Origin of the sequence: Yokenella regensburgei (genome assembly GCF_003634235.1) — a bacterium.
Lineage (GTDB): Bacteria > Pseudomonadota > Gammaproteobacteria > Enterobacterales > Enterobacteriaceae > Yokenella > Yokenella regensburgei.
The window spans coordinates 190,179-210,844 of sequence record NZ_RBIZ01000004.1 but is presented as its reverse complement, the minus strand read 5'-3'; the positions used below and the strand labels follow the sequence as shown (position 1 = coordinate 210,844).

The 20,666-nt window shown below is 58.4% G+C and carries 21 protein-coding genes; 7 read left to right on the top strand and 14 right to left on the bottom strand.

Annotated elements, in window-relative coordinates:
* Positions 1-11: 11 nt before the first annotated feature.
* From mutS to C7387_RS12385, 6 genes are all read right to left on the bottom strand, one after another.
* Positions 12-2,573 carry a DNA mismatch repair protein MutS gene (gene mutS / locus C7387_RS12410; protein WP_006818535.1) on the bottom strand — a complete coding sequence of 854 codons (2,562 nt, stop codon included), beginning with the start codon at positions 2,571-2,573 and terminating at the stop codon, positions 12-14.
* A gap of 251 nt (positions 2,574-2,824) precedes the next feature.
* Positions 2,825-3,925: an alkene reductase gene (locus tag C7387_RS12405; RefSeq protein WP_040903261.1), complete on the bottom strand. Its 1,101-nt coding sequence runs from the start codon at positions 3,923-3,925 to the stop codon at positions 2,825-2,827.
* Positions 3,926-3,943: 18 nt separating this feature from the next.
* Positions 3,944-4,156 carry a YdgH/BhsA/McbA family protein gene (locus C7387_RS12400; RefSeq protein ID WP_038255261.1) on the bottom strand — a complete coding sequence of 71 codons (213 nt, stop codon included), beginning with the start codon at positions 4,154-4,156 and terminating at the stop codon, positions 3,944-3,946.
* Positions 4,157-4,312: 156 nt separating this feature from the next.
* A complete protein-coding gene (locus C7387_RS12395) occupies positions 4,313-4,729 on the bottom strand; it encodes an SRPBCC family protein (protein ID WP_120816802.1) in 417 nt (138 codons plus the stop codon).
* Between the two features lie 27 nt (positions 4,730-4,756).
* Positions 4,757-5,554: an SDR family NAD(P)-dependent oxidoreductase gene (locus tag C7387_RS12390; protein ID WP_006818539.1), complete on the bottom strand. Its 798-nt coding sequence runs from the start codon at positions 5,552-5,554 to the stop codon at positions 4,757-4,759.
* 19 nt (positions 5,555-5,573) lie between these two features.
* On the bottom strand, positions 5,574-6,584 hold the full coding sequence (locus C7387_RS12385; protein WP_120816978.1) for an aldo/keto reductase: 1,011 nt from the start codon (positions 6,582-6,584) through the stop codon (positions 5,574-5,576).
* Between the two features lie 133 nt (positions 6,585-6,717).
* Between C7387_RS12385 and C7387_RS12380 the strand changes: the two genes are divergently transcribed.
* Complete coding sequence (locus C7387_RS12380) at positions 6,718-7,614, top strand: LysR substrate-binding domain-containing protein (RefSeq protein ID WP_120816801.1); 897 nt, start codon at positions 6,718-6,720, stop codon at positions 7,612-7,614.
* A gap of 17 nt (positions 7,615-7,631) precedes the next feature.
* Here the strand turns inward: C7387_RS12380 and C7387_RS12375 are convergent, their stop codons facing one another.
* A complete protein-coding gene (locus C7387_RS12375) occupies positions 7,632-7,889 on the bottom strand; it encodes a SymE family type I addiction module toxin (RefSeq protein ID WP_120816800.1) in 258 nt (85 codons plus the stop codon).
* Between the two features lie 200 nt (positions 7,890-8,089).
* Here C7387_RS12375 and C7387_RS12370 point away from each other — a divergent pair, with 200 nt between their 5' ends.
* Positions 8,090-8,431, top strand: a complete 342-nt coding sequence (locus tag C7387_RS12370; protein WP_038255258.1) for a nitrous oxide-stimulated promoter family protein — start codon at positions 8,090-8,092, stop codon at positions 8,429-8,431.
* A gap of 35 nt (positions 8,432-8,466) precedes the next feature.
* Here the strand turns inward: C7387_RS12370 and C7387_RS12365 are convergent, their stop codons facing one another.
* The 7 genes from C7387_RS12365 to hypA are packed head-to-tail and all read right to left on the bottom strand — an operon-like array spanning position 8,467 to position 14,646.
* A complete protein-coding gene (locus C7387_RS12365; RefSeq protein WP_006818544.1) occupies positions 8,467-8,895 on the bottom strand; it encodes a TOBE domain-containing protein in 429 nt (142 codons plus the stop codon).
* A 41-nt stretch (positions 8,896-8,936) separates the two neighbouring features.
* Positions 8,937-11,009, bottom strand: a complete 2,073-nt coding sequence (gene flhA, locus C7387_RS12360; RefSeq protein ID WP_120816799.1) for a formate hydrogenlyase transcriptional activator FlhA — start codon at positions 11,007-11,009, stop codon at positions 8,937-8,939.
* A 16-nt stretch (positions 11,010-11,025) separates the two neighbouring features.
* On the bottom strand, positions 11,026-12,039 hold the full coding sequence (gene hypE / locus C7387_RS12355; RefSeq protein WP_120816798.1) for a hydrogenase expression/formation protein HypE: 1,014 nt from the start codon (positions 12,037-12,039) through the stop codon (positions 11,026-11,028).
* Positions 12,036-13,157 (bottom strand): hydrogenase formation protein HypD, encoded by a 1,122-nt coding sequence (gene hypD, locus C7387_RS12350; RefSeq protein WP_120816797.1) that lies wholly within the window; start codon positions 13,155-13,157, stop codon positions 12,036-12,038. Before hypD ends, hypE begins: the two co-directional genes overlap by 4 nt.
* Positions 13,157-13,429: a HypC/HybG/HupF family hydrogenase formation chaperone gene (locus C7387_RS12345; RefSeq protein ID WP_120816796.1), complete on the bottom strand. Its 273-nt coding sequence runs from the start codon at positions 13,427-13,429 to the stop codon at positions 13,157-13,159. Before C7387_RS12345 ends, hypD begins: the two co-directional genes overlap by 1 nt.
* Complete coding sequence (gene hypB, locus C7387_RS12340) at positions 13,420-14,292, bottom strand: hydrogenase nickel incorporation protein HypB (protein WP_120816795.1); 873 nt, start codon at positions 14,290-14,292, stop codon at positions 13,420-13,422. Before hypB ends, C7387_RS12345 begins: the two co-directional genes overlap by 10 nt.
* Before the next feature lie 3 nt (positions 14,293-14,295).
* A complete protein-coding gene (hypA, locus tag C7387_RS12335) occupies positions 14,296-14,646 on the bottom strand; it encodes a hydrogenase maturation nickel metallochaperone HypA (protein ID WP_038255250.1) in 351 nt (116 codons plus the stop codon).
* Positions 14,647-14,949: 303 nt separating this feature from the next.
* On the opposite strand from hypA, the gene C7387_RS12330 reads away from it, so the two are divergent.
* Genes C7387_RS12330 through hyfE form a run of 5 tightly spaced genes read left to right on the top strand, consistent with a single transcriptional unit; the run spans position 14,950 to position 20,663 of the window.
* The gene (locus C7387_RS12330; protein WP_120816794.1) at positions 14,950-15,570 is read left to right on the top strand and encodes a 4Fe-4S dicluster domain-containing protein; all 621 of its coding nucleotides are present in this window, start codon (positions 14,950-14,952) and stop codon (positions 15,568-15,570) included.
* The gene (gene hyfB / locus C7387_RS12325) at positions 15,570-17,585 is read left to right on the top strand and encodes a hydrogenase 4 subunit B (protein ID WP_038255249.1); all 2,016 of its coding nucleotides are present in this window, start codon (positions 15,570-15,572) and stop codon (positions 17,583-17,585) included. The genes C7387_RS12330 and hyfB overlap by 1 nt, the downstream gene beginning before the upstream one ends.
* Positions 17,586-17,595: 10 nt before the next feature.
* Positions 17,596-18,546 (top strand): respiratory chain complex I subunit 1 family protein, encoded by a 951-nt coding sequence (locus C7387_RS12320; protein ID WP_006818553.1) that lies wholly within the window; start codon positions 17,596-17,598, stop codon positions 18,544-18,546.
* Positions 18,547-18,558: 12 nt separating this feature from the next.
* Positions 18,559-20,001 carry a hydrogenase 4 subunit D gene (locus C7387_RS12315; protein ID WP_006818554.1) on the top strand — a complete coding sequence of 481 codons (1,443 nt, stop codon included), beginning with the start codon at positions 18,559-18,561 and terminating at the stop codon, positions 19,999-20,001.
* An 11-nt stretch (positions 20,002-20,012) separates the two neighbouring features.
* Positions 20,013-20,663, top strand: a complete 651-nt coding sequence (gene hyfE / locus C7387_RS12310) for a hydrogenase 4 membrane subunit (protein ID WP_038255247.1) — start codon at positions 20,013-20,015, stop codon at positions 20,661-20,663.
* Positions 20,664-20,666: the final 3 nt, after the last annotated feature.

Genomic DNA, 20,666 nt, shown 5'->3' with positions numbered 1-20,666 from the left:
GTCAGAGGGGGTTACACCAGGCTTTTCAGACGGTAGATCCACTCCAGCGCCTGGCGCGGCGTCAGGGAATCCGGATCGAGGTTTTCCAGCGCTTCAACGGCGGGGGACGCTTCTTCGGCAGGAGCAAGCAGTGACATCTGCGTACCGTCTATCTGGGTCGCCGCCGCGTTTGGCGAAAGGCTCTCCAGCTCGCGCAGCTTCTGGCGGGCACGCTTGATAACGTCCTTTGGTACACCGGCAAGGGCAGCGACGGCCAGGCCGTAGCTCTTACTGGCGGCACCGTCCTGAACGCTGTGCATGAACGCAATGGTATCACCGTGCTCCAGCGCGTCGAGGTGGACGTTGGCAACGCCTTCCATTTTCTCCGGCAGCTGGGTCAGCTCGAAGTAGTGGGTGGCAAACAGCGTCAGCGCTTTGATGCGGTTGGCAAGGCTTTCCGCACAGGCCCAGGCGAGTGACAGACCATCATAGGTAGAGGTGCCACGGCCAATTTCGTCCATCAGCACCAGGCTGTTTTCCGTGGCGTTGTGCAGAATATTGGCGGTTTCGGTCATCTCTACCATGAAGGTGGAACGGCCGCTCGCCAGATCGTCCGCAGCGCCTACGCGGGTGAAAATTCTGTCGATTGGGCCAATCTCAACTTTCTGCGCCGGAACGTAGCTACCAATATAGGCCAGCAGCGCAATCAGCGCCGTCTGGCGCATATAGGTACTTTTACCACCCATGTTTGGACCGGTGATGATGAGCATCCGCCGCTGTGAAGCGAGATTCAACGGGTTGGCAATAAACGGCTCGTTCAGCACCTGTTCCACCACCGGGTGGCGACCTTCAACAATCTGGATCCCCGGCTTATCGGTAAAGGTTGGGCAGCAGTAGTTGAGGGTTTCCGCACGTTCAGCCAGGTTCACCAGCACATCCAGTTCCGCCAGCGCCGCGGCGCTTAACTGCAGGTCTGCCAGGTGCGGCATCAGCGTATCGAAGAGCTGCTCGTAGAGCTGTTTTTCCAGCGCCAGCGCTTTCCCTTTGGAGGTCAGGACTTTGTCTTCGTACTCTTTCAGCTCTGGAATAATGTAGCGCTCGGCGTTTTTCAGCGTCTGACGGCGGACGTAGTGAATCGGCGCCAGGTGGCTTTGCCCACGGCTAATCTGGATGTAATAGCCGTGCACCGCGTTGTAACCGACTTTTAAGGTATCGAGCCCCAGACGTTCACGTTCGCGGATCTCCAGCCTGTCGAGGTAGTCGGTGGCTCCGTCGGCGAGCGCTCGCCATTCGTCGAGTTCTTCATGGTAACCCGGCGCAATAACGCCGCCGTCACGTACCAGCACCGGTGGTGATTCAATGATGGCGCGCTCGAGCAGCTCACGCAGCTCGCTGAATTCGCCCATCTGTTCACGCAGACGCTGTACCGGTGCGCTGTTCACGTCAGCCAGCTGGGCGCGAAGTTCCGGCAACTGCTGGAAGGCATAACGCATGCGCGCCAGATCGCGCGGACGTGCGGTGCGCAGCGCCAGACGAGCCAGAATACGCTCCAGATCGCCCACCTGACGCAGCACCGGCTGCAGTTCGCTGTAGCTCGGTTGCAGCGCGGCAATCGTCTGCTGGCGCTCGACAAGCACCTGGGTACTGCGCACCGGCATGTGCAGCCAGCGCTTGAGCATGCGGCTGCCCATCGGGGTGACGGTTTTATCCAGTACCGCCGCCAGCGTGTTCTCAAATCCGCCGGATAAGTTCTGGGTGATTTCGAGGTTACGACGGGTGGCGGCATCCATGATGATGCTGTCCTGCTGGCGCTCCATGGTGATGGAACGAATGTGCGGCAGGGCGGTGCGCTGGGTGTCTTTTACATACTGCAGCAAACAACCCGCTGCGCACAGGCCGCGCGGGGCGTTCTCTACGCCAAAACCGATAAGATCGCGGGTACCGAACTGCAGGTTCAGCTGCTGGCGAGCGGTGTCAATTTCAAACTCCCACAACGGGCGGCGACGCAGACCGCGACGGCCTTCAATCAGCGCCTGCTCGGCAAAGTCTTCTGCATACAGCAGTTCTGCGGGATTAGTGCGCTGGAGTTCAGCGGCCATGGTATCGCGGTCTGCCGGTTCGCACAGGCGAAAACGTCCGGAGCTGATATCGAGGGTGGCATAGCCGAAGCCTTTGCTATCCTGCCAGATGGCGGCCAACAGGTTGTCCTGACGTTCCTGCAGCAGTGCTTCATCGCTGATAGTGCCCGGGGTGACGATGCGAACGACTTTACGTTCGACCGGTCCTTTGGTGGTGGCCGGGTCGCCAATCTGTTCGCAAATCGCGACCGATTCGCCCTGGTTGACCAGCTTCGCCAGATAGTTTTCCACTGCGTGATGAGGGATCCCGGCCATCGGGATCGGCTCACCGGCTGAAGCGCCGCGTTTAGTCAGGGAAATGTCGAGCAGCTGCGATGCGCGTTTCGCATCGTCGTAAAACAGCTCGTAAAAGTCGCCCATACGGTAGAAGAGCAGGATCTCCGGATGCTGAGCTTTCAGCTTCAGATACTGCTGCATCATTGGCGTGTGGGCGTCTAAATTATCGATTGTGCTCATCCGTTTGTGATGTCCATTTTCTTAAATTTTAATGAGTTAGTGAAGTTAGTTGTTCTCATTCATCTTCACTCTCATTGCACTTTATGGTGACGTAGCAGACATGATAACGGAGTCTTTCGGGCAGGAAAACAAAAGGCAGAGGGGAAAGGGGTAAAACGGCTAATGTGAGGGAATCGGAGTCGTTCAGAATTTGATTGTGACGCATCCCTGGCCGGGATGCGTCGGAAAGTTATCCAGTGGTCTTCTGGAATTTAAGCGAGTGCCGGATAATCCAGATAACCCTCTTTACCGCCGCCGAAGAATTGCTCTTTAACCGGCGTATTCAGCGGCAAATCGTTTGCCAGCCGGTGCGGCAGGTCCGGGTTAGCGATAAACGGACGACCAAAGCCAATCAGGTCTGCCCAGCCGTTTGCCAGCGCTTCTTCCGCGCGGGCTTTGGTGTATTTACCTGAGTAAATCAGCGTGCCCTGGAAGATAATACGCAGTGCTTCTTTGAAAGCTGCAGGCATCACCGGCGCATCTTCCCAGTCGGCTTCCGCGATATGAATATAGGCAATCCCTAAGGCATTCAGCACGCTGGCGGCGGCGAGATAGGTCGCTTCTGGCGTATCGTCCCGGGAGCCCATCAGGGTGGTCAGCGGTGCCAGACGGATCCCCACGCGCTCTTTGCCAATTGCGGCAGAGACCGCTTCCACGACTTCTTTCATGAAGCGAAGACGGTTTTGCAGCGAGCCGCCGTACTCGTCGTCACGCAGGTTGGCCTGCGAATCAATAAACTGGTTGATGAGGTAACCGTTGGCGCCGTGCAGCTCAATACCGTCAAACCCGGCGGCAATCGCATTGCGTGCGGCCTGGGCATAGTCGTTGACGATTGCCGGGATCTCTTCCAGGGTCAGCGCACGCGGCATGGCGTGTTGCACCATCTCACCTACGCCGTTCTGCGGGCCACGCCCTTCAACATCAACAAACACTTTGACGCCTTCAGCCTGAATGGCGGAAGAAGAGACCGGTGCCGCGCCGTTTGGTTGTAAAACCGTGTGTGACACGCGGCCAACGTGCCATAGCTGGGCGAAGATTTTACCACCGGCCTGGTGTACTGCGTCGGTCACCTTTTTCCAGCCAGCAATCTGGGCATCGGAGTAGACGCCAGGAGTCCAGGCATAGCCCTGACCCTGCTGACTGATTTGCGTGCCTTCGCTGATGATAAGGCCGGCACTGGCACGCTGCGCGTAGTAGTCTGCCATCATGTCGGTTGCAACATCGCCTGCCCCGGCGCGGGAACGCGTCATCGGCGGCATTACAATACGATTATTTAATGGCAGTGCATTCAGCGAATATTTATCAAATAACATAATGGGTTCCTTGCGCGATTATTTATTCAGTTCTGCACTCATGGTGACGGTATTGCCCATGCGAGCGCTGGTAATTTTGTAATGAGTGGCGTTCATGCTTTTGGCTTTCTGCGCAATCGCGGCTTCAGCGCTATCAAGGGTTGAACCACAGGCGGTGATACTTTGTGCTGAAGCACTAAAGGCAGCAGCAGATAACAGAGAAGCAGCAAAAATAGCGGTAATGGTTTTCATATCTATATCCAGAATTCATTTATTAAACGGCGTGGAGTAACGCGATGGGGGAAGAATACGCCTGTTGCTCGATGACAAAAATGGTATAAATGGCAATAGACTATTCTGTTTTTGTTCATAATAGGGCGCTGGTTTTTGCCAACGCCCTGAGTGCTGTCAGGCAACGAAGTTGTTTTTCAACGCCGCAAGACCGTCGCGATAGATACCCGCAAACAGCGCCTCGGCTTCTTCATCAGAAACGTTGACCGGGGTAAATTCACCGGACCACTCCACGCGGGAGACGTTATCGTTGGCGGTTGCGAACACCTGAATCGTAGAGAGGTAGTTCACGACCGGGAACGGCGCCTGAATGATGGAGTAGGTGTAGCTCATCTGACGGTTATCAAACGCTTCCAGACGTTCAATCACCGTGCCACCGTCTGAAGTGGTCAGAGAGCGTACGCGGCCACCTTCAGAAGAGACACTTATCGGAATGAACGGCAGCCAGTCCGGCAGCGTGTCAAAGCCGCCCATCAGTTGCCATACGTTGTCGGCGGATGCCGGAATTTCAATCGATACAGTAGTATTAGCCATGATAATTTTCTCTTAAATATATGAGGGTTACATTGTGAGAGTGTCGACGACACCGCCATCGACGCGCAGGGCTGCCCCGGTGGTCGCCGATGAGAGCGGAGATGCCAGGTAAACCGCCAGGTTCGCCACTTCCTCGACGTCTGCCGCTCGCTGGATAATGGAGCCTGGACGCGCGGTTTTGACAAACTCATCGGCCTGTTCGCGAGGGCTGCGGCCCGACTGCGCGGCGGCGTCTGCCAGCATCGCTTTCAACCCTTCGGTATAGGTCGGCCCGGGCAGGATGGCGTTGACGGTGACGCCAGTACCCGCCAGGCGTTTTGCCAGACCGTGGGAAACCGCGAGGTTGGCCGCTTTGGTGACGCCGTAGTTGATCATGTCACCTGGGATAGCAACGCCGGACTCTGACGAAACAAAGATGATTCGTCCCCATCCGCTGTCCGACATGGCTTGCGCATAGTGGCGCGCCAGCCGAACGCCCGACAGCACGTTGACGTTATAGAAGTGCAGCCACTCGTCATCCGGAACGCTAAAGAAGTCTTTATCGTTGAAAATACCGAGATTGTTGACCAGCACGTCGGCGGTGGGGACCGCTGCAATCAGCTCTGCCACACCGCGTTCAGTGCTAAGGTCAGCCACCACGCCGCGCAGCAATGCAGCAGGCGTTTGTGCCGTAATGGCAGCTATCGCGGCATCAACACCACGTTGGTTGCGACCCACCACCACTACGGTGGCGCCCGCTTTGGCAAGCCCGGCGGCGATACCCTGCCCAATGCCGGACGTAGAGCCGCTGACGACAGCGACTTTACCTGTCAGATCCAGTTTCATAGTTATCTCGTGATGTTGATTAACGGGTCGGCAGCGGGGCGTTTTCAGCCACCAGATTCTGACGGCGCATTTCTGCCCAGAATTCAGCAGGAACCGGGGCGCTGAGGGCCGCCAGATCTTCAGCCATACGGCCCGGACGGCTGGAGCCCGGGATCACTGCGGCTACCGCCGGGTTGGCCAGAGCAAACTTCAGAGCTGCCGCTTTCACATCCACATTGAAGCGTGCTGCAATGGCGTTGATCTGCGCGACCTGCTGCAGGATTGCCGGAGAGGCTTTCTGATATTCAAAGTGCTCACCGCCCGCCAGAACGCCGGAGCTGTAAGGGCCACCCACCACGATATCGACGTTCTGTTCCAGCGCTTCCGGCATCAGACGCTGCAGGGCGCGTTTGTGATCCAGCAGGGAATAGCGTCCCGCCAGCAGGAAGGCATCCGGTTTTGGTTCATCAAGCGCCAGGGTGAGTTCGCAAGGCTCAACGCGGTTAACACCAAGCCCCCAGGCTTTGATAACCCCTTCGTCACGCAGACGAGTCAGCGCACGGAACGCACCGGTACGGGCGATGTTGAACTGCTCAAGCCAGCTGTCGCCGTAGAAATCCTGTGCTGGATCGTGGATCCAGACGATATCCAGATGGTCCGTTTTCAGGCGTTTCAGGCTATCTTCGATAGAGCGCAGGGTGGCATCGGCAGAGTAGTCGTTGAGAATTTTGTTTTTCAGACCGTGTTCGAACAGTCCACCTTTCTCACCAAAGTCACGTTTTGTCGGGTCTTCCATTTCATCCAGCATGATGCGGCCCACTTTGCTGCTCAGAATGAATTCATCACGTGGGTACTGAGAAAGTGCTTCACCCATGCGGATTTCGGAAAGACCAGAGCCGTACAGCGGTGCGGTATCGAAATAGCGAATACCCAGGTTCCAGGCTTCGGCGACGGTGGCGTGGGCTTCCTCTTCAGGGATTGCGCGGAACATGTTGCCGAGCGGTGCGCCGCCTAAGCCGATGTTGCCTGGAAGAATATTTTTAATGCTCATGAAGATGTCCTCTTTTTTAGGGTTCAGGCAGGGCATTTATTTGCTGCTGCTCTGTGACGGAGATCACAATACCTTGCGCACTTGTGACTTGATAGGACATAATTAGTCTAACTTGAGTCCTTTGAGGTCTTACATGATCGATTTACGCCAGTTGAAGTACTTTGTGGTCGTTGCGGAAGAGGAGCACGTAGGGCGTGCGGCCGAGCGGTTACATATCTCCCAGTCGCCGTTAAGCCGCCAGATTGCGCAGCTTGAGGAGCGCCTGGGCCTAATGCTGTTTGAACGCAACCAGCAGCGTATACGCCTGACCGCCGACGGGCAGACGTTTTTAGCCGAAACGCGATCGCTGTTGACGCACGCCAATCGGCTGGAATCGCTGGGCAAGCGGCTGGGGCGTGGTGAAGATGGCGGCCTGTGTATTGGCTATATTGAAAACGCCATGCACTCAGGCGTGCTCTCGACGGCGCTGCGCACCCTGCGCGATTCGCGCCCGGACGTGCATATCGCGCTCTACAGCCAGCCGCCTGCTACCCAGATCGAAGGTTTGCGCCAGCGCAGCCTCGATTTTTCGCTGGTGGATACTCCCCCCGATGCCGGCGAGCAGGATCTGGAATATGTGCAGGTGCTGAACGACCGTATGCTGCTGGCGCTGCCGCAGAGCCACCCGCTTGCCCAGGAGGAGAAACTGGTGGCAGAACAGCTGGCGGATGAGCAGTGGATCGCGGTTATTCACAACGATGATGCGCATTCGCGTGACAACTTTGTTGCCGCCTGTGTGAAAGCCGGGTTCAACCCGGATATTCGTTTAGAAGCCGGGGAACCGCTGACTGCGTTAGGACTGGTGGCCGCAGGGCTGGGGCTGGCGCTGATTCAGCACAGCCTGCGACACAACGCCCCGGAAGGCGTGGTGCTGCGCGAGCTGCCCTGGATGGATTACTCCACCCAGCTGTGGGCGGCGTGGCACAAGGCTAACCAGCGCCCGTTGGTCTCGCACTTCCGGGCGATGCTGCGCGGTGATAGCCACAGCTAAAGCCGCTTTCTGCCGGTTCAGTGGGGTTTATCTTCTGAACCGGTAATAGGGCGAATGGTGATGCGCCCCGGCTCTACCAGCACGCTCACCCGGGTGCCGGTAGGGAATCCTGCTGCTTCCAGCCATTTACCGCTGAGTACCAGGCTCGGCGTGCGTGAAAATTGAAACGCCAGCCCGCTCTCTTTATCAATACGACCGCGACGAACGTAGCCAACGGTGACTCTGCGGGACGCAGGTGAAGTGGGTGGGGTAGCAACTGCCGTTCTCTTATTCATTTTTATCCTCTGCTCGTTCCATTTACCGAAGATTCAGTGTGCAGCAGCGTACACCGGGAGGGGCGTAGCACCGAGCAGCGGCGGAGAAATCTGCGAGGACTTTTCCAGAATATCGTCTTCTTTCCGGGGATCCCGGGCGCTGGTGCAGAGAAATACAAAGGGGTATTATTAATGCAACTTATGTCTGGAGGGAGACCACGGTGGGTAAACGTATTGAGCGGGAAAAGCAGACCATCGCGAAGATGATTACGCTTTACGCAAACCGCAACCCCGACGCCATTCAGGATGCCGGGCACTACCAGGCGCTGAACGCCTATGCCGACAAACGGCTGGAAAAATGCGTGTTTGGCGAGGAAAAACCCGCCTGCAAACAGTGTCCGGTTCACTGCTATCAGCCCGCAAAACGCGAAGAGATGAAGCAGGTGATGCGCTGGGCAGGGCCGAGAATGCTCTGGCGGCACCCGATCCTGACGATTCGTCATTTAATTGACGACAAGCGCCCGGTGCCGGAACTACCGGAAAAATACAAGCCGAAGAAGTAAGCGCACGCCGCGCCAGGCACGGCGTGCTTTGGTGATTATGCGCGCGTGGCGATAAGAATGGCGGACGCTTTGATAAGGGCAATAACGCGGCTGCCCTGGTTGAGCTGCATCTCTTCGCGGCTTTCGTTGGTGATAACCGCCACAATCTCAAATCCGGCGTCGGCGGTGATGGTCACCGTGGCGTTCACGGCACCTTCAGAAACGTAATTCACGCTGCCAGCAAACTGGTTACGGGCGGAGAATTTCAGGCCGCAGTCTTCGGTGGCAAGCGTTACCCACGGCGCTTTGATGAGCGCGATAGCTTCTTTGCCGTTCGCCAGCCCCAGCGCCTCTTTGCTGCTGTGAGTCACTACGGCAACCAGTTTCGCCCCGTTTTCGAGCGTCAGCTCCACTTCATCATTCACTGCGCCTGTGGCAACAGCACTAATTTTACCGGTCAGTTGGTTACGAGCGGATACAGCCATAATTCCTCCAGTAGGTCAGGGTTTTTATTAATATCAGTCAGTTATACCAGCATATCCTTTTCAATGCCAAGACGCTTCATCCGTGAGAGCAGGGTCGTACGCTTGAGCCCCAGCCGCTGTGCGGCCCCTTTGGGCCCGGCAACGACGCCGTTGCACTCTTTCAATATGCGGATAATCATCTGCGCTTCATCCTCTCCGGGGAGTGCGGCATCCACGGCTGGCGGGGGGGCCGGCGAGTAAGCCAGTTCCGGCAACGACAGCTGTAGCACATTACCGTGGGTTAGCAGAACGGCACGTTCAATGACATTTTCCAGTTCACGCACGTTGCCCGGCCACTCCATGCGCTCAAGCTGGCGCAGCGCGTCTGCCGGAATGCTGTCGATGTTACGCCCCAGTCGATGGGCAATTTTCGCGGTAAAAGCTTTGGCCAGCAGAGGAATATCTCCCGGTCGTTCGCGCAGCGGCGGCAGATGGAGCGGAAACACGTTCAGACGATAGTAGAGATCGCTGCGAAATTCCCGGTCGTTCACCATTTGTCTGAGGTCGCAGTTGGTCGCGGCAATCAGGCGCACGTCGGTGTGGATAAGCTTGTTGCTGCCAAGCCGCTCGAACTCCTGCTCCTGCAGTACTCGTAACAGTTTAGGCTGTAGTTCCAGCGGCATATCGCCGACTTCATCGAGGAACAAAGAGCTTTTATCGGCAAGCTCAAAGCGGCCCATTCGCTGGGCGCTGGCACCGGTAAAGGCGCCACGTTCGTGGCCGAAAAGCTCGCTTTCCATCAGACCCGCGGGCATTGCCGCGCAGTTCATTTTCACCATCCGCCGCCGATTACGGTTGCTGAGATTATGGATAGCACGGGCAATAAGCTCTTTGCCGGTGCCGGTTTCACCGAGGATAAGCACCGTGCTGTCGCTCGGTGCGACCATTTCGAGCTGCCTTAACACATTTGTCATGGCGTCACTGCGGCCAATAATTTCGCCAAATTCACCATCGACGTTATTAAGCTGCTCGGTGAGCGCCAGGTTTTCATCCACCAGCTGTTCTTTCAGTCGCTGAATTTCCTGCCAGGCCAGCGCGTTATCGACGGCAATCGACACGCGTCCGGCAATCTGGCGCAGCAGCTTCAGGTTGGCGGCATTAAAAACCTGCTCGTCGCATTGTGCGAGCTTCAATACCCCAAGCATGGTATCGCCGGACATCAGCGGCAGCAGGCACAGCGTCTGGATCTGGTTATCCCACACCTTAAAAAGCATACGTTCATACGGAGCCATCACGTCGCGCTCCCGCAGGTTCATAAGCAGCATCTCTTTGCTCTTAAATACCCGCTCGGTCAGCGTGCCCGCTTCGTCAGTTTCACACTGATCGTGTACCGGGTGATGGTCGTCGAGATAGTGGCTGGAGTAGATATTGAGCTTGCCCTTGTGGTGACTGCGTAGCACCACGCTGATGGCGTCGATATTAAAGTAGTGGTGGATCTCTTTGGCGACTTCACTGACCAGCTCATCCATGTCGAGACGCGACAGCACCGCGTTGGTGATGGCCACCAGAATGCGGAAGTTGTCGCGCTCGCTGCACAGCATTTCGTAGTCGGCGTTGTTGCTCGCCCGGCTTTGCAGCTGTTCGGTGACCACCGCGACGATCTGCGCGAAGGTATGGAGCCGCTGGTACTCCTTTTCGCTCCACGGACGCGCTTCATCGCGAATGAATTCGCAGGCGCCAAAGATGTGTCCGTCGGCGGCCAGCGGCAACAGGCAGTAGTGGCCAAACGGCGGATACCAGCCACCGGCTGCCAGCTGCGGCCAGGTATCGCTGAACTCCTGATACGTACAGTGCAGGGCGTCAGGGCGCGACAGCAAACGACGCACCGGCCCGTGCGCCAGCAGACCTTCTTCTTCGCCAGATACCGGTTTTACCCCCTCGCCGGCGGGATAGTAGCTCGCCCGGTGGTGCCCCTCGTGCCAAAGAATAATCGCCGCCCGCTCTGCCAGTGACGCGTGCTTTACCAGCGCCGTCAGCGCTTCGCTGAGCGCGGGCAGGCTGGTTTGTTTTAAGAGTGTCCGGGTGATGTCGAACAGCCCTTGCTGTCCGAGGTCGCCCATTGGCGTGTAAGACATGGCGGTTTCCTGATGATTAACAAATTCTTGGCAGCGGTTCGTCATGGGGCAAATCAAGCGTGCGTTTTACACCGTATAACCCGGCCAGGCGAACGCCGCGCCGTTCAACCACTTCTCCGATGATGGCGGCGTGTTCGCCGAGCGGGTGCGCGCGCAGGACGGCCAGCACCGCTTCAGCCGCATCGCGATGAACTGCGATGACCAGCTTGCCTTCGTTGGCGAAATTCAGCGGATCGAGGCCTAACAGTTCGCACAACCCACGCACGGCGGGGTTTACCGGAAGCGCCGCTTCCTGGAGTTCGATGCCGCAGCCGCTGCTGGCAGCAAACTCGTGAGCCACGGCGTTGACCCCGCCACGGGTGGCATCGCGTAGCGCTTTCACGCCCGGAACATCGCGCAGCGCCTGGATAAGCGGCGTCAGCACCGCGCAGTCGCTCAGCAGTTCGCCGTCGAGTCCCAATTTTTCCCGCAGATTAAGGATAGTCGCACCGTGATCGCCGAGCGTGCCGCTCACCAGCAAAATATCGCCTGTGGTGATCTGCTGCGCGCCCCAGCGGATCCCGGTGGGAATGGCGCCTATTCCGGCGGTGTTGATAAATAATTTATCCGCCGCGCCGCGTGGCACCACCTTGGTGTCACCGGTGACGATGGCGATCCCGGCGGCCTGCGCCGTCTGCGCCATGCTGTTGACGATGGCTTCGAGCGTTGCCATCTCCAGCCCCTCTTCAAGGATGAAGCCGCAGGAGAGATATTGCGGCACCGCACCGCTGACCGCCACGTCGTTAGCCGTTCCGCACACCGCCAGCTTGCCGATGTTGCCGCCGGGGAAAAACAGTGGGTCGATAACGTAGCTGTCGGTGGAAAACGCCAGTCGGTCACCCTGGGCGGTGAGGGGGGAGAGCGCAATGCGCGCCTGATCTTCCTGCTCCGCCAGCCAGGGGTTACTGAAGGCGCGCATAAACAGCTCGCTGATAAGCTGCTGCATCGCCTGACCGCCGCTGCCGTGGGCTATCTGTACGTGATTTTTCATGCTTCACATTCCTGACTGCGATATTGATACCAGGCGGCGCAGGCGCCTTCTGAAGAAACCATCAGCGCCCCAAAGGCGCTTTGCGGGTTGCAGGTGTTACCAAACAGCGGGCACTGGTGAGGCTTACAGCGCCCGGTGAGCACCTCGCCGCAGCGGGCAGCAGGGTCGTCGCAAACCGCCTGCGGCGACGGGCGAAAATGGGCTTCGGCATCAAAGCGCTGATAGCGCGGCGTCAGCTGCACGCCGGAATCGGTAATTACGCCTAATCCGCGCCACTCGCTGTCGCCGTTAAGGCAAAATACGTCGGCGATGGCGGCCTGAGCCAGCGGGTTTCCGGCATCCGGCACCACCCGGCGATACTGATTCTCCACCCGGATGTCGGCGGTAATTTTCTGTTCCACCAGCATGCTGACGCCCTGCAGCAGATCGAGCGGTTCAAAGCCTGCGACCACCAGCGGGCGCTGATAACAGCTTGCAATAAACTGGTACGCTTCGGTGCCAATCACCATGCTGACGTGGCCGGGCGCCAGAAAGGCGTCGATACCGTTGTCCGGCTGTTCGAGCAGGCTTTTAAGCGTTGGGATGAGCGTAATGTGCTGACAAAAAAAGAAGAAGTTGTCGATGTTGCGCGCCAGCGCCTGCTGCAGGGTGATGGCGGTTGTGGGCATGGTGGTTTCGAAGCCAAGGCCGAAAAAGACCACTTTGCGCCCCGGGTTCTGTTCGGCAAGCGCCAGCGCATCCATCGGTGAGTAAACAATGCGTACATCCGCCCCTAGCGCTTTCGCCTGCATCAGCGATCCGTGTTTCCCTGGTACGCGCATCGCGTCACCGAAGGTGCAGAAAATGACCTCCGGGTGACTGGCGATTTCATGACAGGCGTCGATACGCCCCATCGGCAGTACGCAGACCGGGCAGCCGGGGCCATGGATAAACTCAATGTTCTCCGGCAGCAGCTGATCGAGGCCAAATTTGAAAATGGCGTGAGTGTGTCCGCCGCAGACTTCCATAATGCGCAGCGGTCGTGCGGCGCTGTAATTCAGGCGCTTCGCTCTTTCGTTCAGATGGGCGATAAGCTGCATCACCTGCTCCGGGGCGCGGTATTCATCGATAAATCGCATCAGCGTTCCTCGCCGTAAAGCAGTGCGCCCACGTCGGGCTCGACTTCAAACATGTTGTGCAGCGCCTCGAGGGTGTCGCGGGCTTCGTCTTCATTGATGATGCTCATGGCGAAGCCCACGTGGACCAGCACCCACTGACCAAGCCGCGGCTGGCCGTGTTCGTCTGTGACGCCGACAAGCGTGAGGTCGACGTCGCGGCGGATCCCACTGACGTCGACCTTCGCCATGTTGTCGTCAATGGCGCAAATCTGGCCGGGAACGCCTATGCACATCGCTGCGTCTCCAGCCAGTCGAGCCACTCGGCCATGCCTTCACCGCTGGTGGCGGAGATAAGCAGAATTTCAATCTGCGGGTTCACTTCCCGGGCATAGGCCAGGCACTTCTCGACGTCGAAGTTGAGATACGGCAGTAAATCGATTTTGTTGAGCAGCATCAGCGAGGCGGCGGCAAACATATGCGGGTACTTGAGCGGTTTGTCTTCGCCTTCGGTCACGGAGAGCACCGCCACTTTGTGCCGCTCGCCGAGATCGAAACTCGCCGGGCACACCAGGTTGCCGACGTTTTCAATAAACAGAATGCCGCCAGATTCCAGCGGCAGGCGCGGCGCAGCGTCGGCAATCATCTGCGCGTCGAGGTGACAGCCTTTGCCGGTATTGACCTGAATCGCCGGTGTACCCGTGGCACGAATGCGGGCGGCGTCGTTCACCGTCTGCTGGTCGCCTTCGATGACCGCGCAGGGGACCTGGTTTTTCAGGCGCTGCAGCGTTTCGGTAAGCAGAGTGGTTTTACCGGAGCCAGGGCTGGATACCAGGTTCAGCACCAGTTGTTTTTCGGCGGCAAAGCGCGCGCGGTTGCGGGCTGCCAGATGGTTATTCTTCTCCAGAACGTCGATTTCAACTTCGAGCATCCGCCGCTGGCTCATGCCCGGTGCGTGGGTACCGGCTTCACCATGGCCGTAGTGGAGGTCACCTTGCTCATCCTGGCTCGGCGTAAAGTCCTGGGTTTTGACGCCGGTTATCGTCATCGTTGGCCGTGCGGCCGGCGCGAAAGGGGCGCTGCGAAACGCCGAATGGGGATTACGTTCGTCACCTTCAATATACAGGTTGCCTTCACCGCAACCGCAAGTGGTACACATAACTTATTCCTTCTCTATTTCTATGCGCTGGATCTGCATGCCGTCGTCCGCCACGATCTGCAGCGAATCGCTCTGGCACTGCGGGCAGCGCCGCACGTGCTGTGATATCAGCTGAACGTACTGCTGACACTGTTCGCACCAGCACTCCGCCTGTTGTTCTTCAATGTGCAATTGACTGCCTTCAGCCAGGGTGTCACGACACACCAGCTCAAAGCAGAAGGTCAGGGCGCTGGGTTCGACGCAGGAAAACGCTCCGACCTTCAACCATACCCCGGTGACGCGTTTGGCACCGTGCGCCATGGCCTGTTGTTCAACAATTTCCAGCGCCCGCTGGCAAAGGGTGATTTCGTGCATCGTGCCTCCGTCTGCAATTCGCCGGGGAAGTGCAAAATACAGGCCATCTTGTATCCACATGATTATTAAGGATAACAGTCTGGATGACACTCCGGAAGTGACACTTATGACGATGCTTCGCCACTAATGACGGCGACAGGGAAACCGGGAAATTGCCATCGTCACAAACGTCGTCACGCTGTCGATGACACCCTCCCATGAGCGCTTGTTTTGTATATTTATTTGATTTTATTACAAATAATTAAATGGCACGGGATTTGCTAATCCAGCGAGATCATTTTCTTCAGCTTCAGAGGAATACACATGAACCGCTTTGTGATTGCGGATCCTCAGTGGTGCATCGGATGCAATACCTGCCTCGCGGCATGCACGGATGTCCACAAAGCGCAGGGGTTACAGCAACACCCCAGGCTTACGATGACGCGAACCGGAAACAGCACTGCGCCGATGCTGTGTCGTCATTGCGAAGACGCACCCTGCAAACAGGTGTGCCCGGTGAACGCTATCGCCTTCGAAGACGGCGGCGTTCAGCTTAATGAGAGCCTGTGCATTGGCTGCAAGCTCTGCGGCCTGGTGTGCCCCTTTGGCGCCATTACTCCGGCAGGCAGTACGCCGGTGGACGTGCCCCGCCAGTACGAACACGTGGTACCCGTTTCGCTGCTCGGCGACGTCCCGACAAGTCCGGAGGGGATAAACCCGTTCCTGAGCTGGGACGCGGGTATCCGCAGCATCGCGGTGAAGTGCGATCTGTGCCATTTCCTGCCGGAAGGGCCTGCCTGCATTCGCTCTTGTCCAACGCACGCGCTGCACCTGATCGAGCCTGAATCGGTAGACGCACAGATGCAGCAGCGCCGGGCGCTGACGGCGCTGTCGATGCCGGATGCGCTGCCGGGCATGGCTAACCTTACAGGGGAGCAAAACTGATGGATTCACTGCAATTACTGATGTGGTCTGTGGTGCTGTATGTCGCCGGTGGGGTGATTTCGCTGCTGCTGCAGAATAACGAGCGGGGCGCTATCCGCATTGCCGGGCTGTGCGCCATCGTGGGCGGGATCCTCGGGCTTTGCAGCGCGCTGCCGGTCTTGTTAGGTGGTGAGGTGCTGACCTGGAGCGCGACGGGGCCGTTCTCGTTTGCCTCATTTAGCGTCCGTATGGACAGCCTGGCCGCCTTCATGGTGATGGTCATCTCGCTGTTGGTCACTCTTTGCGCGCTCTACTCGCTCTCCTATATGGAGGAGTATCTTGGCAAAGGCGCTGCGTCGATGGGCTTCTTTATGAATCTGTTCATCGCCTCGATGGTTGGCCTGATGGTGATGGATAACGGCTTCTGGTTCATCATTCTGTTTGAAATGATGTCGCTGGCATCGTGGTTCCTGGTGATTGCCGACCAGAGCGAAGAGTCCATTAAAGCGGGCTTGCTCTACTTCTTTATCGCCCATGCCGGTTCGGTGCTCATCATGGTGGCCTTCTTCCTGATGTGGCGCGAAAGCGGCAGCCTCGAGTTTGAATCCTTCCGTCACCTGAATCTGAATCCGGTAATGGCATCGGTCGTCTTTATCCTCGCGTTCCTCGGGTTTGGTGCCAAAGCCGGTATGTTGCCCTTGCATAGCTGGCTGCCGAAAGCGCACCCGGCGGCGCCTTCCCATGCTTCCGCGCTGATGTCCGGGGTGATGGTGAAGGTCGGGATCTTCGGTATCATCAAAGTGGGTATCGACCTGCTCGGTGCAAGCCAGAGCTGGTGGGGCATTCTGGTGCTGGCCTTTGGCGCGGTATCTTCAGTGCTGGGCGTGCTGTATGCGCTGGCCGAACACGATATCAAACGCCTGCTGGCGTGGCACACGGTTGAGAACATCGGCATCATCCTGATGGGCGTTGGCGTTGGAATGGTCGGCATTGCCAGCCATCACCCGGTGCTGGCGGTCATTGGTCTGCTTGGCGCACTGTTCCACCTTTTGAATCATGCTCTGTTTAAAGGCCTGCTGTTCCTTGGCGCCGGGGCGGTTATCTTCCGCGTTCACACCCGTGATATGGAAAAAATGGGCGGTCTCGCGAAGCTGATGCCGCTTACCGGTGCTGCTTTCCTCATCGGCTGTATGTCCATTTCTGCATTGCCACCGCTGAACGGCTTCGTCAGCGAGTGGTTTACCTATCAGTCGCTCTTCACCATGAGTCACGACGGCGATTTCGCTATGCGTCTGGCGGGGCCGGTAGCCATCGTCATGCTGGCGATAACCGGTGCGCTGGCGGCGATGTGCTTCGTCAAAGTTTACGGAATTAGCTTCTGCGGCGGTGCGCGCAGCGAGCAGGCGGAGCATGCGCGTGAGGTGCCGTGGCCGATGACCGCGGCGATGATCGTCATGGCGCTGCTGTGCGTGGCGCTGGGCGTCGGGGCTTCCGTCGTGGCTCCGGTACTGGCGCAGGTGGCGGCTTCGCTGACCCACGGCGCCGAGGTGACCGTGGCAAGCAACATGGTGCTGCAGCCGGGAAGCAGCGGACAGGCGATGCTCTCTCCGGCGGTCTCGTTCCTGCTGCTGATTGCGCTGCCGGTACTGCCGCTTGCGGTGTGGTGGGCGCTGCGCGGTGAGCGTGGTGCGTTTCGCCGTCGCGGTGAGCCGTGGGCCTGTGGCTACGCGTGGGAAGAGGCGATGTCTGCTTCCGCAGGCAGCTTTACCCAGCCGCTGCGGGTGATGTTCGCTCCGTTGTACCGGATGCGTAAGCAGCTTGATCCTTCTGCACGGCTAAACCGCAGCCTGACGAAAGTCACCGAAGGCGCCGCGGCGGTCGAGCCGTTCTGGGACGATCGCATTATCTGGCCGCTGGTGCGCCTGGTTCAGCGGATGGGTGCCGGGATCCAGCGGATGCAGAGCGGGGACTTCCGCCTCTACTGCCTGTACGTGGTGGTGGCGCTGGTCGTTCTGTTACTGACCGTGGCCCTGTGAGGAGAATGAGATGTTAATCCAACAAACGCCAGAGTGGGGAATGGGGCTGTTTGCGCTCTGCCAGGCAGCGGTGCTGCTGGCGCTGACGCCGCTGATGACCGGCATTTCCCGCCAGATCCGCGCACGAATGCAGTCGCGCCGTGGCCCGGGCATTCTTCAGGACTACCGGGACCTCGGCAAGCTCATGAAGCGCCAGCCGGTAGGGCCGAAGCAGTCCGGCGCAATGTTCCGCGTTATGCCGTGGGTGCTGCTCAGCAGCATGCTGCTGGTGGCGATGGCGCTGCCGGTCTTTACCCGTACCTCGCCGTTCGGCGGGGCGGGAGACCTGATAACCCTGCTGTACCTGTTTGCGTTGTTCCGCTTCTTCTTTTCGCTTTCCGGGCTCGACAGCAGCAGCACCTTCGCCGGAATTGGCGCCAGCCGCGAGCTGACGCTTGGCATCCTGGTGGAGCCGATTTTAATCCTCGGCCTGCTGGTGGTGGCGCTGATTGTCGGTTCTACCAATATTGGCACCATCAGCGCCGTGCTGTCAGAAGGCTGGTCTTCACCACTGGCGATTTTCATGGCCTTCCTCGCCTGCGGATTTGCCGCGTTTATCGAAATGGGCAAAATCCCGTTCGACGTTGCGGAAGCCGAGCAGGAGCTGCAGGAAGGGCCACTGACCGAGTATTCCGGCTCCGACTTTGCGCTGGTGAAGTGGGGGATTGGCCTCAAGCAGGTGGTGGTCGCCGAAATGTTCCTCGCGGTGTTCATTCCGTTTGGCAAAGCGACGAGCTTTACGGCATCGGCCTTGCTGCTGGCGCTGGTGGTGATGCTCATCAAGCTGGTGGTGGTGTTTGTGCTGGCCTCCATCGTTGAGAACTCGCTGGCGCGCGGACGCTTTCTGTTGACCCACCGCGTGACCTGGCTTGGTTTCGGCGTCGCGGTGCTGGCCTTCGTCTTTTACTTTACCGGTCTGTAAGGAGCGCACTCAATGATGGAAAAAATAGCGCTGACGACCCTGCTGCTGCCGTTTATCGGCGCACTGCTGACGGCCTGTCTGCCCCAGCGCCGGGCGCGCATTATCTGTACCCTGTTTGCGCTGCTGGCAACCCTTGGCACCGTGGCGCTCGGCTGGCAATTTCTGGTGGGCGGAAAGGTCGCCCAAACGGTAACGCTTGCGAGCTATCACGGCGTGGCGCTCTTCGGCTTCACTATCGACCGGATAAGCACGCTGATTGTGTTTGCGGTGGTGTTCCTTGGCCTGCTGGTTAGCCTGTACTCGACCGGTTATCTGACCACCGGCAACCGTGAGCATCCGCATGATGGCGGCAATCGCTACTACGCGTTTCTGCTTATCTTTATCGGCGCGATGGCCGGGCTGGTGCTTTCATCCACGCTGCTTGGGCAACTGCTGTTCTTCGAAATTACCGGCGGCTGTTCCTGGGCGCTGATTGGTTACTACCAGACGCCAAAATCCCAGCGTTCGGCAATGAAAGCGCTGCTGATCACCCACGTGGCTTCACTGGGGCTGTATCTGGCGGCGGCCACGCTGTTCCTCAACACCGGGACATTTGCCCTGAGCGCGCTCCGCGAGCTTTCCGGCAGCGCCAGCTACATCGTCTACGGCGGGATCCTGTTCGCCGCATGGGGGAAATCTGCGCAGCTGCCGTTACAGGCCTGGCTGCCGGACGCGATGGAAGCACCTACCCCGGTGAGTGCTTACCTGCACGCCGCTTCTATGGTCAAAGTCGGGGTTTATATCTTTGCCCGCGCCATTATTGACGGCGGCAATGTGCCGCACGTGATTGGCTGGGTCGGCATTGTGATGGCGACCATCACCCTTATCTACGGCTTTATGATGTATCTGCCGCAGAAAGATATGAAGCGCCTGCTGGCGTGGTCCACCATTGCGCAGCTCGCCTGGATCTTCCTCGCGCTGTCGCTGGCGGTGCTGGGCTCGAAAGAGGCCTTCGACGGCGGTATCGCCTACATCTTCAACCACGCGTTCGCCAAGAGCCTGTTCTTCCTCGTTGCCGGGGCGTTCAGCTACAGCTGCGGTACGCGCCTGCTGCCGAAACTGCGCGGCGTGATGGGGAAATCTCCGCTGCTCGGTATCGGCTTTTGCGCCGCCGCGCTGGCGATTGCCGGGGTGCCGCCATTCAACGGATTTTTCAGTAAATTCCCGATTTTTGCCGCCGGTTTCTCACTCTCTACCCACGACTGGGCGCTGATCCCGGTAATGGTGCTGGCGCTGATTGAGTCGGTGGCAAGCTTCGGCTGGCTGATTTACTGGTTTGGTCGCGTGGTGCCCGGTGAGCCGAGCCCGGAAGTGGCGCAGATGTCGCCGCTGCCGCTGGCAATGCGTGTGGTATTGGTCGTGCTGATAGTGATGTCGCTGTGCTCGAGCGTCATTGCTGCCCTCTGGCTTAACTAAGGGAGTCGATGATGACCGGAGCCTTAATTGTTAATAATCTCGCCGGGTTGATGATGGTGACATCACTGCTGGTGATTGGTGCCAGGCATCCGCGTAGTTCCTGCTGGTTCTACGCCCTGCAATCTCTGGTGCTGGTGCTGATTTTCTTCACCCTCTCGAGAACGCTGGATTCTGAACAACTGCTGATGTGGTCGTTTAGCGCGTTTCTCACCAAGGTGGTGCTGGTGCCGCTGATCATGGGCTTTGCCCTGCGTAAGATCTCCGACCCTGCAGCCGATGTGAGCCTGATAAGCCCGGCAATGCTGATGGTTGCCGCAGCGGTGATCGTGGTGCTGTGTTGGTTTGTGGTGCGCCCGGTGGCGCTGCCGCTGCTGCACGAGCTGAAGCCTGCTCTGGCGGTGGCGCTGGGTCACTTCCTGCTGGGGCTGCTGTGCATCGTGACCCAACGCAACATCCTTAAGCAGGTGTTTGGCTACTGCCTGATGGAGAACGGCTCCCACCTGGTGCTCGCCCTGCTGGCGAACAAAGCGCCGGAGCTGGTGGAGATTGGGATTGCCACTGACGCTATCTTTGCGGTGATCGTCATGGTGCTGCTGGTGAGGAAAATCTGGCGCACGCTCGGCACGCTGGATGTGAATAAACTGACGGCGCTGAAGGGATAACAC

What these genes read in the sequence shown, in the direction of transcription:
- mutS (WP_006818535.1), bottom strand. Translation starts at nt 2,573, where the DNA reads ATGAGCACAATCGATAATTTAGACGCCCACACGCCAATGATGCAGCAG.
- C7387_RS12405 (WP_040903261.1), bottom strand. Translation starts at nt 3,925, where the DNA reads ATGTTATTTGATAAATATTCGCTGAATGCACTGCCATTAAATAATCGT.
- C7387_RS12400 (WP_038255261.1), bottom strand. Translation starts at nt 4,156, where the DNA reads ATGAAAACCATTACCGCTATTTTTGCTGCTTCTCTGTTATCTGCTGCT.
- C7387_RS12395 (WP_120816802.1), bottom strand. Translation starts at nt 4,729, where the DNA reads ATGGCTAATACTACTGTATCGATTGAAATTCCGGCATCCGCCGACAAC.
- C7387_RS12390 (WP_006818539.1), bottom strand. Translation starts at nt 5,554, where the DNA reads ATGAAACTGGATCTGACAGGTAAAGTCGCTGTCGTCAGCGGCTCTACG.
- C7387_RS12385 (WP_120816978.1), bottom strand. Translation starts at nt 6,584, where the DNA reads ATGAGCATTAAAAATATTCTTCCAGGCAACATCGGCTTAGGCGGCGCA.
- C7387_RS12380 (WP_120816801.1), top strand. Translation starts at nt 6,718, where the DNA reads ATGATCGATTTACGCCAGTTGAAGTACTTTGTGGTCGTTGCGGAAGAG.
- C7387_RS12375 (WP_120816800.1), bottom strand. Translation starts at nt 7,889, where the DNA reads ATGAATAAGAGAACGGCAGTTGCTACCCCACCCACTTCACCTGCGTCC.
- C7387_RS12365 (WP_006818544.1), bottom strand. Translation starts at nt 8,895, where the DNA reads ATGGCTGTATCCGCTCGTAACCAACTGACCGGTAAAATTAGTGCTGTT.
- flhA (WP_120816799.1), bottom strand. Translation starts at nt 11,009, where the DNA reads ATGTCTTACACGCCAATGGGCGACCTCGGACAGCAAGGGCTGTTCGAC.
- hypE (WP_120816798.1), bottom strand. Translation starts at nt 12,039, where the DNA reads ATGAAAAATCACGTACAGATAGCCCACGGCAGCGGCGGTCAGGCGATG.
- hypD (WP_120816797.1), bottom strand. Translation starts at nt 13,157, where the DNA reads ATGCGATTTATCGATGAATACCGCGCCCCGGAGCAGGTGATGCAGCTT.
- C7387_RS12345 (WP_120816796.1), bottom strand. Translation starts at nt 13,429, where the DNA reads ATGTGCATAGGCGTTCCCGGCCAGATTTGCGCCATTGACGACAACATG.
- hypB (WP_120816795.1), bottom strand. Translation starts at nt 14,292, where the DNA reads ATGTGTACCACTTGCGGTTGCGGTGAAGGCAACCTGTATATTGAAGGT.
- hypA (WP_038255250.1), bottom strand. Translation starts at nt 14,646, where the DNA reads ATGCACGAAATCACCCTTTGCCAGCGGGCGCTGGAAATTGTTGAACAA.
- C7387_RS12330 (WP_120816794.1), top strand. Translation starts at nt 14,950, where the DNA reads ATGAACCGCTTTGTGATTGCGGATCCTCAGTGGTGCATCGGATGCAAT.
- hyfB (WP_038255249.1), top strand. Translation starts at nt 15,570, where the DNA reads ATGGATTCACTGCAATTACTGATGTGGTCTGTGGTGCTGTATGTCGCC.
- C7387_RS12320 (WP_006818553.1), top strand. Translation starts at nt 17,596, where the DNA reads ATGTTAATCCAACAAACGCCAGAGTGGGGAATGGGGCTGTTTGCGCTC.
- C7387_RS12315 (WP_006818554.1), top strand. Translation starts at nt 18,559, where the DNA reads ATGATGGAAAAAATAGCGCTGACGACCCTGCTGCTGCCGTTTATCGGC.
- hyfE (WP_038255247.1), top strand. Translation starts at nt 20,013, where the DNA reads ATGACCGGAGCCTTAATTGTTAATAATCTCGCCGGGTTGATGATGGTG.